This window comes from Stenotrophomonas mexicanensis (assembly GCF_032911605.1).
GTDB classification, from domain to species: Bacteria; Pseudomonadota; Gammaproteobacteria; order Xanthomonadales; family Xanthomonadaceae; genus Stenotrophomonas; species Stenotrophomonas maltophilia_A.
Genome location: NZ_JAWJTG010000055.1, coordinates 20,818 through 30,300 on the forward strand (window position 1 = coordinate 20,818; position 9,483 = coordinate 30,300).

A 9,483-nucleotide genomic window follows, 5' to 3' on the forward strand; every position below is an offset into this window, starting at 1 on the left:
TTCAGGACGGGCTGCGCTCGCTGTCGTCACGGTGCGATGCTCCCGCACTACGGGCAGCCAACGCATTCCTGCCGTTGCGCAGTGCGGTCGCCAGGCTGCCGAGGCGGGCGTTCCATTCCCCCTTCAGCTGCCAGTCCGCCATGCGCATGATTTCGCCACTGGAGGCGGCAACCTGGACAAGCCCCAGGTTGCTCGCCACACCGCGCAGCGCGTGTGCGTGCTCGCGGAAATCCTCCCAGGCCTGGTGCTCGCCGCAGCCCTGCAGCTGGCCCATGCTCGCGTCGACGTCCGCCAGGCACTGGTCGATGAACTTGCGTTCGAAGCCATCGCCCATGCCCAGCGACGCCAGCTCGTCCAGCACCGCGGTATCGAGCACGCCATCGCCAACCGGCAATGCCGGCACCGACTGGATGCCGGACTCGGCGCGGGTGTTGGCGGCGACATCGGCCAGCACTTCCAGCAGACGGGTGGCCACCACGGGCTTGGCAAGGAAGGCGCGGGCACCGGCCTGCTCGCAACGCAGGATGGACTCGGGGGTGACGTCTGCGCTCAGCACCATGACCGGAACGTAAGGCATGCCACTGGCCTGCATCACCCGCAACTGCTTGAGCAGGTCCAGTCCGCTCATGCCGGGCATGTGCAGATCGACGATCGCTGCGTCGTAACTGGCCTGCTCCAACGCATCGAGCACTTCGGCGCCGCCATTGACGCAGGTGACCTTGTGGCCGGCCTTCTCCAGCAACCGCTGCAGCACCATGCGGTTGGCTTCGTGGTCGTCGGCCACCAGCACCTGCAGGCTGCGCACCCGCGCACGATGGCGCAGGAAGGGATTGGAAAACGCGATGACATTGCCGGCTTCAGCCACCTCGGACGGAACCGCCGGGGCTGATGAGGTGTCTGCGACGTCCAGCGTGATCTCGACCCAGAACACGCTGCCGCGCGGGCTGTTCGGCGCATAACCGACCTGCCCGCCCATCGACTCGACCAGGCCCTTGGCAATGGCGGTGCCCAGACCGGTGCCTTCATGGCGGCGGGCCAGGCCGACATCGCCCTGCTCGAAGGCATTGAACAGCCGGCCGCGCAGCGCCACCGGTACGCCGATGCCGCTGTCGACGATCTCGAATCGCAGGCGCATCCGCTCGCTACCCAGCACATCGGGGCTGGACACGCGCAGATGCACGTAGCCGCTGTCGGTGAACTTGACCGCGTTACCCATCAGATTGAGCAGGATCTGCTGCAGATGACCGGCATCACCCAGCAGGCGCGGCGGCACGTTGTCATCCACCTGCACGCGATAGTCCAGCGATTTGGAGCGGGTCTGCGGGGTCAGGATCAGGTTGATCGCCTGCAGCACGTCGGCCAGCGCGAACTCGTGCCACTCCACGCGCACCTTGCCGGCTTCGATCGCGGAGATGTCCAGCACCTCTTCCACCAGCGCCAACAGGCTGCGGGTCGAGGCCTGGATGGTGTTCAGGCACTCGCGCTGTTCGTCGTCCAGGCGGGTGGTGGCCAGCACTTCGGTCATGCCGGCCAGCCCGTTCAATGGCGTGCGGAACTCATGGCTCATGTTGGCCAGGAAACGGCTCTTGGCTTCGTTGGCCTGGCGCGCCTCTGCCACCGCCCGGGTCAAGGCATGCAGCAGCGAATCGAAGTACAGCGGAATCGCGCCCAGGCCCAGCAGCAGGCCCCAGCCCAGATAGTCGTGGCCGCGCCAGTACGGCGACAGCATCACCGTGCACAGGAAGGCCAGGCAGCCCATGGCCGTGGCCACGCGCAGGTAGGTGCTGCCGTAGCGCATGCCGTTGCCGATCGTGACCCACAGCATCACCGCATACAGCGGTGCCGCCGGCTCACCCTGGATGGTCATGATCCAGGCCATGCAGGTGTAGTCGGTCAGCATGCCGATCACCCGGCGCACATGCGACACACCCGGATTGACCAGGATCGCGGTCAGCAGGCCGGCGGAAATGGTCAGCTCGAAGGCGAGGATCAGCCACGTCGCAGTCAGTGCCTCACCGCCGCCGCTCAGCGAGCGCCAGCCTAGATAGCTGATGAACAGCGCCGTGATGATGATGCGGATCAGGTTCTGCGCGTGCTCGCTGTCCTCGCGCCCGGACAGGCGTTGCTTGAAGCGTGCCAGCAGCGAGCGTTTGTCGGAGCCAGCGGCGGGAGTCGTATCCATGGTCGGATGTCGCATCCTTCGGCGCAGCAGGGAAGAGCAGCACAACGGTACTGCCAGCAACCCCAACCACAGGGAAATGGCCAGCCCCAGGTTGGCCTGCCAGTAAGGGGTCAACAGCACGGTGGTGCCGAAACTGACCATCGCCAGCACGATGGCAGCGGCCAGGTAACGCGGCCCGAAGCGCAGGCCGTTGCCCACCGTGACCCACATCACCACCGCATACACCCACGCCAGCGGCTCACCCATCTGGATCATGCCGACCGCGATCAGGCCGTAATCGGCCAGCATCCCGGCCACCCGTCGCGGATCGGAGCGCTCCGGCTTCCACAGCAGCCAACCGAACAGCAGCAGCGAAAGTACCAATCCGGTCAGTACCGTCGCCAGCACGCCCTGGTACTGCTCCAGACGGTGCAGGCGCGCACCGGACAGCAGCACATAGACCAGGATCAGCGAGATCAGCACCACCCGCACGATCGCCTGGCCATGTTCCGAATCCGGACGCTGCGCCAGCCGACGCCTCACGCGTGCGAACAGGTCCTGCATGTCACCCACCCGGTCGCGTCGATGCCGTCGAGTGCTGGGCGCAGATATCCATCAACTGCTGGTGGCCGCGCATCAGCGCATCCACGCAGCGTGGATCGAACAGGCGGCCACGCTGGGCATACAGATAGGCCAGTGTGGCTTCCATGGTCCATGCTTCCTTGTACGGACGGGGTGAGATGAGTGCGTCGAAGACGTCGGCCACGGCGACGATGCGCGCTTCCAGCGGAATCGCCTCACCGACCAGCCCATCCGGGTAGCCGCTGCCGTCGTAACGTTCGTGGTGGCGCAGCGCGATCAATGCGCCGACCTGGATAAAGCGGTTCTGGCTGCCACTGAGCAGCTCATGGCCGATGCGTGGGTGCCGGCGCATGATCGCCAGCTCCTCGTCGTTGAGCTTGCCCTGCTTGAGCAGCACTGCATCGGGAATGGCGATCTTGCCCATGTCATGCAGCGGCGCGGCCATCTCGATCAGGCGCACGTCGTCTTCGGGCAGGCCCAGCTGCTCCGCGATCAGCCCTGCCACGCGCGCCATGCGTTCGAGGTAAGCACTGGTGCCGGCATCACGGAACTCGATCGCCCGTGCCAACCGCGACAGGGTCTCGCGCTCGCGTTCCTCGACCTCGTGCATGCTGGCCAGCAAGCGCTGCTCCAGCGACAACGCGCGTTGCTTCACGTTCTCGGTCTGCTGGCGCAGCTGCAACAGGTTGTAGCAGCGCGCGCGCAGTTCGCGCGGACGGATGGGCTTGACCAGGAAGTCGATGACCCCGGCTTCCAGCGCCGCCTGACGGATCGGCTCGTCGCCGACCACGGTGATCAGGATCACCGGAATGTCGCGATGCTTGGGCAGGCGACGGAAACGGCGGGCGAACTCCAGCCCGTCCATTTCCGGCATGCGGTAATCGAGCAGCAGCAGGTCGACCGGATGCGCCTCACACCAAGCCAATGCGGTCAGCGGATCACCGAAGTCATACACGCTCAGTTCCGGCGCGATATCTTCGATGACGTGACGCAGCATCGTCCGGGCGGACGTCTGGTCGTCAACAATGACGATGTTCAACGCGTACTCTGCCTGGTTTCTCGACCATGCTGGATCATCAGCAGGCGAGGATACCCTGCCGCTGCGAACGCTCGCACCCTGCATCGGCCTGACTCCCGTGTCATGCGTCCCGGTTCATGATCGTCATCACATTGTGAAGCGGACTCTCCACAGTGCGCACTCCCCCTGGCGCCGATCAAGCCACAACAGACGTCAAGGTAGTGCATTAACGATACGCCGAGTGCGGGAGGCGTCAATCGCGCCGTCTCATTTCGCGACGGCGCGCACAAACAGGAGTCAAAAAGACGACTTACTGCTCCGGACGCATGTACGGGAACAGCAGCACGTCACGGATCGAGCTGCTGCCAGTCAGCAGCATCACCAGGCGATCGACGCCGATGCCGAGGCCGCCGGTTGGTGCCATGCCGTACTCCAGCGCACGGATGTAGTCGGCGTCGTAGTGCATGGCCTCGTCATCGCCGCCTTCCTTCGCGGCCACCTGGGCCTGGAAACGCTGGGCCTGGTCTTCCGGGTCGTTCAGCTCGGAGAAGCCATTGGCCAGCTCCTTGCCGTTGACGAACAGCTCGAAGCGGTCGGTGTAGCCCGGATCGTTGTCGTTGGCACGGGCCAGCGGCGAGACCTCCACCGGATGGTCGGTGATGAAGGTCGGCTGGATCAGGGTGTGCTCGACGGTGGCTTCGAAGATCTCCAGCAGCAGCTTGCCCCAGCCGTAAGACGGCTTGACGCGGATCTTCAAGCGCTCGCAATGGCGCAGCAGCGCCTCGCGGTCGGTGCAGTCGGCAGCGGAGATTTCCGGGTTGTGGTGGCGCACCGCCTCATCCATGCGCCAGCGGCGGAACGCCGGGCCCAGGTCGATGTTGGCACCATCCCACTCGACTTCGGTGGAACCGTTGACGGTCGTGGCCACGTCACGGATCACGCCTTCGGTCAGGTCCATGATCTCGTTGTACGTGGCGTAGGCCTCGTACAGCTCCATCATGGTGAATTCCGGGTTGTGGCGGGTGCTGACGCCTTCGTTGCGGAAGTTGCGGTTGATCTCGTAGACGCGCTCCAGGCCACCCACGGTCAGGCGCTTGAGGAACAGCTCCGGCGCCACGCGCAGGTACAGGTCCAGGTCCAGCGCGTTGTGGTGGGTGGTGAACGGCTTGGCCGCCGCGCCGCCGGGGATGTAATGCATCATCGGCGTCTCGACTTCGAGGAAGTCGCGGTTGTCCAGCCACGCGCGCATGGCGCGGATGATCTTCGAGCGCTTGATGAACACCGCGCGCGACTCCGGGGTCACGATCAGGTCGACATAGCGCTGGCGGTAGCGCTGCTCGACGTCGGCCAGACCATGCCACTTGTCCGGCAGCGGGCGCAGCGACTTGGTCAGCAGGCGGATCGATTCGGCCTTGACCGACAGCTCGCCGGTCTTGGTACGGGTCAGGCCGCCTTCGACGGCGATGATGTCGCCCACGTCCCAGCCCTTGAAGGCGGTGTAGGCATCGCCCAGCACCGTGCCCTGCAGGAACAGCTGGATGCGGCCCGACTCGTCCTGGATCTGCGCGAAACTGGCCTTGCCCATGATGCGCTTGGCCATCAGGCGGCCGGCCATCTTCACCTGGCGGCCGTTGCCTTCCAGAGCCTCGGCGGTCCACTGTTCGGCGTCGGCGAATTCTTCCTGCAGGCGGCCGGCGAAGTCCTCGCGACGGAAGTCGTTCGGGTACGCGATGCCCTGCCCACGCAGCGTTTTGAGTTTCTCGCGGCGCTCGGCGATCAACTTGTTTTCGTCAACGGGGGGGGTATCGGTAGCTTCGCTCATGGATCTGCGGGAATCGTGTAGTGAGGGGGGATGTTGCGCCCGGCACAGCCGGTTGCCCAGCATACCAAAACCGCCCCGCCCCAGCCCTGGGCCGGGCCCCGGCCCGCTGCCCGGTTGCCGCCAACCTTGGTTGGCGGTCCGCGTGTCGACCACGGTCGACACCTACCAGGCCCACTGCCCGCCGCCTGGTAGCCGCCAACCTTGGTTGGCGCTCCATCGTGTCGACCAAGGTCGACACCTGCCAGGTCCGCTGCCCGCCGCTCTGGTAGCCGCCAACCTTGGTTGGCGGTCCGTGTGTCGACCAAGGTCGACACCTACCGGATTCCGGGGAACCGATGCCCCGGTAGGCGTCAACCGTTCCCGGGGAACGCCTGCCGCAGCTCGTCCACCAGCACCCGCTGGTTCTCCGAGTAGTCGATCGGCACCGATACCAGGTGCACCCCACCCTCGTTGAACGCCGCCGCCAGCGTGGGGATGAACTGCTCGATGGCCGTCACCTCATGCCCCTTGCAGCCATAGGCTTCCGCATACTTCACGAAATCCGGGTTACTGAACGTCATGCCGTAGTCGGTGAAGCCATCCACCGCCTGCTTCCAGCGGATCATCCCGTAGGCGCCATCGTTGAGGATCAGCACCACCAGGTTCAGGCCCAGCCGACGCGCGGTCTCCAGCTCCTGGCTGTTCATCATGAATCCGCCATCGCCGCACACCGCCAGCACCCGCCGCTGCGGGTACAGGATCGAGGCCATGATCGCCGACGGCAGGCCCGCGCCCATCGTCGCCAGCGCGTTGTCCAGCAGCAGCGTATTGGCCACCTGGGTGCGGTAATTACGCGCAAACCAGATCTTGTACATGCCGTTGTCCAGGGCCACGATGCCGTCCGGCGGCATCACCTGGCGCACGTCGTGCACCAGCCGCTGCGGGGTGAATCCAGCTTCCTCGGCACGGTCAGCCAGGTGTTCCAGAATGGTAGTGCGCAGCGGCAGCAGCGCGTCGGCGTTCGGCACTGCACCTTCGATACGGTCGGCCAGCTGGGTCAGCGAACGGCCGATGTCACCGATCACTTCCACCTGCGGGAAGTACACCTGCTCCACCGCCGCCTGCGAATAGCCGATATGGATCACGGTCGGCCCACCCGGGCGCATCACGAACGGCGGCTTCTCGGTGACCTCGTGGCCGATCGTCACGATCACGTCGGCCTGGTCGATCGCCATGTGCACGTAGTCGCGCTCGGTCAGCGCGGCGGTGCCCATGTACAGGCCCGAACCACCGGCCACCGCACCCTTGCCCATCTGCGTGGTGAAGAACGGAATACCCGCGCGCAGCACGAATGCCGACAACGCTTCGCTGGACTGCGGCCGCGACGCCGCCGAGGCGATCATCAGCAGCGGGCGCTTGGCGTTGCGGATGATCTCCGCCGCGCGGTCCAGTGCTTCCGGACTGGCAATGGGACGATCCACCGCGTGCGGCGGAATCAGCGCTACGTCCCCGACCTCATCGGCCGCGATGTCTTCGGGCAGCTCCAGCAGCACCGGGCCCGGGCGCTCTTCCAGCGCGGTACGGAATGCCTCGCGGACGATGGTCGGAATGGTGCGCGCCGACACGATCTGCCGCGCCTGCTTGGTCAGCGGCTTCATCGTGCTGACGATGTCGACGATCTGGAAGCGTGCCTGCTTGCTGGCGACGATGCCCTTCTGGCCAGTGATCATGATCACCGGCCACGCGCCAAGCAGCGCGTAGGCGGCACCGGTGGTGAAGTTGAGCGCGCCCGGGCCAAGCGTGGCCAGGCACACGCCCGGCTTGCCGGTCAGGCGGCCATAGGTGGCCGCCATGAACACGGCCGCCTGTTCGTGGCGGGTGATGACCAGCTCGATGCTGGAATGGCGCAGCGACTCGACCACGTCGAGATTCTCTTCGCCGGGAATACCGAAAATACGCTCGACGCCTTCGTTCTCAAGCGCGGCGACGAGCAGATCTGAACCCTTGGACATTGGAATGCCGTCCTTTTCGCTGGACTGATGATGGATCGTTGCAGGAAGGATGGAAGCTGCGCGTCAACGCTTGTCGAACCACACCGTCTGCGCGTTGACGAATTCGCGGATGCCGAAGTGCGAGAGCTCACGGCCGAAGCCGCTCTTCTTCACGCCACCGATCGGCACGCGCGGGTCAGAGGCGGAGAAACCGTTGACGAACACGCCGCCGGTCTGCAGCCGGCGCGCCAACTGCATGGCCCGTGCGCGGTCGCCGGTCCACAGGTTGCCGCTGAGGCCGAACTCGCTCTGGTTGGCCAGTTCCACCGCATGATCGGCATCACGGGCGCGGCTGATCGAGGCAACCGGACCGAAGGTCTCGGTATCGAAAGCCTGCATGCCCGGCTCCACGTCCGCCAGCACGGTGGGGGCATAGAACGCGCCTGGGCGATCCAGCTGATGGCCGCCGACCAGCAGCTTCGCGCCCGCGTCCACCGAGGCCCGTACCTGCGCGTCCAGCTGTTCCAGCAGGTCCTGGCGTGCCATCGGGCCGATACGGTTGCCGGCTTCACGGCCGTCGCCGATGGTCAGCGCCTGCACCTTCTGGCAGAACTGCGCCACGAACCGGTCGTAGACCGCGTCTTCGACGATGATGCGCTTGCCGGCGATGCAGACCTGCCCGGTGTTCTGGAAGCGCGAGGCCACGGCGGCATCGACCGCAGCGTCCAGATCGGCATCTGCCAGCACGATGAACGGATCCGAGCCGCCCAGTTCCAGCACCACCTTCTTCAGCGCCTGCCCGGCCTGGGCGGCGATGCTGCGGCCGGCGGCCACGCTGCCAGTCAGGGTGACCGCAGCGATGCGATCATCTGCGATCGCGCGGCTGGTGCCGTCGCGGCTGATGTTGGCGGCGATGAAGGTGCCTTCCGGCAGGCCTGCGTCGCGCCAGGCGGCGTCAAGCAGCTGCGCGGTACCGACGATGTTCTCGGCCGGCTTCAGCAGGAAGCCGTTGCCGCCCATCAGGATCGGTACCGCCGCGCGCATCACCTGCCAGTACGGGAAGTTCCACGGCATGATGCCCAGCACCACGCCCAGCGGCAGGTAGGACACGTATGCCTTGTCGTCGGGCACCTGGGTCGGTTCGTCGCGCAGGAACTGCGCACCGTGGTCGGCGTACCAGTCGCACAGCACGGCGCACTTCTCGATCTCGGCCAGCGACTCGGCCTGGACCTTGCCCATTTCGGCGGTGGCCAGCGCGGCCAGCTTTTCACGGTCACGGCGCAGTACCACCGCCATCGCACGCAGTACGTCTGCACGCTGTTCAAGGCTCCTGGCGCTCCAGGCCGCGAAGCCAACCTGGCCGCGATCCAGGATTGTTTCCAGTTCGGCGTCGGTGGCGAAGGGATGGCTGGCGATCTGCTGGCCGGTGGCCGGATCGCGGGAAATGGCGGTGGTGGGGGCAGCGGACATGCAGGTCTCCTGGTGTCTCGACAACGGGCGGCGGCCCGTCTCCTGCACAGGAATGTGGACCCGATTGGCGGAGGCAACAAGGCGTCTGCTTATCCTGTGACCTGCACTTACCTGCCTGAATGGGGAGCTCTTGGCAGGGCTGCGCCCTGGGTACGCGCCATCGCATGCGCGCTGCCGCTCCCACGCTTCGCTACGCGAACCGCGGGCCCCACTTACCAGCTCCCAGACCCCCGCCGCTTCGCGGCCGACCCCTGACTCAGGGGGCTCTGCCCTAGACGCAAGTCGGTCGCCACAGTAGATCCACGTCATTCGTGGCTGAATCTCTTTCGGAATCAAATATCTCCAATTGAGATCGAAAACCATCCACGCATGGCGTGGATCTACCAGATCACGAGAAACTGTCAAAGGCGGGGCGGTGTCGGAGTGCGGGGTGTCAGCCGCATGGATGCGGCTGCCAAGC

General features: G+C 65.7%; 5 protein-coding genes. All 5 read right to left on the minus strand.

From position 1 onward, the window contains the following. Position 1: 1 nt before the first annotated feature. Positions 2-2,725: a response regulator gene (locus R1L06_RS18520; RefSeq protein ID WP_317218431.1), complete on the minus strand. Its 2,724-nt coding sequence runs from the start codon at positions 2,723-2,725 to the stop codon at positions 2-4. Position 2,726: 1 nt separating this feature from the next. Continuing rightward, positions 2,727-3,866, minus strand: a complete 1,140-nt coding sequence (gene rpfG, locus R1L06_RS18525) for a cyclic di-GMP phosphodiesterase response regulator RpfG (RefSeq protein WP_006364528.1) — start codon at positions 3,864-3,866, stop codon at positions 2,727-2,729. Between the two features lie 205 nt (positions 3,867-4,071). Continuing rightward, positions 4,072-5,583, minus strand: coding sequence for a lysine--tRNA ligase (lysS, locus tag R1L06_RS18530; protein WP_317218432.1), 1,512 nt, complete (start codon positions 5,581-5,583; stop codon positions 4,072-4,074). A gap of 350 nt (positions 5,584-5,933) precedes the next feature. Beyond that, positions 5,934-7,574: an acetolactate synthase large subunit gene (locus R1L06_RS18535; protein ID WP_317218433.1), complete on the minus strand. Its 1,641-nt coding sequence runs from the start codon at positions 7,572-7,574 to the stop codon at positions 5,934-5,936. Between the two features lie 63 nt (positions 7,575-7,637). Beyond that, a complete protein-coding gene (locus tag R1L06_RS18540; protein ID WP_317218434.1) occupies positions 7,638-9,023 on the minus strand; it encodes an NAD-dependent succinate-semialdehyde dehydrogenase in 1,386 nt (461 codons plus the stop codon). Positions 9,024-9,483 lie beyond the last annotated feature (460 nt).

Bases quoted from the DNA above. Each gene is read 5' to 3' on its own strand.
- R1L06_RS18540 (WP_317218434.1), bottom strand. From the start codon at position 9,023: ATGTCCGCTGCCCCCACCACCGCCATTTCCCGCGATCCGGCCACCGGC.
- R1L06_RS18535 (WP_317218433.1), bottom strand. From the start codon at position 7,574: ATGTCCAAGGGTTCAGATCTGCTCGTCGCCGCGCTTGAGAACGAAGGC.
- lysS (WP_317218432.1), bottom strand. From the start codon at position 5,583: ATGAGCGAAGCTACCGATACCCCCCCCGTTGACGAAAACAAGTTGATC.
- rpfG (WP_006364528.1), bottom strand. From the start codon at position 3,866: ATGCAGGGTGCGAGCGTTCGCAGCGGCAGGGTATCCTCGCCTGCTGAT.
- R1L06_RS18520 (WP_317218431.1), bottom strand. From the start codon at position 2,725: ATGCAGGACCTGTTCGCACGCGTGAGGCGTCGGCTGGCGCAGCGTCCG.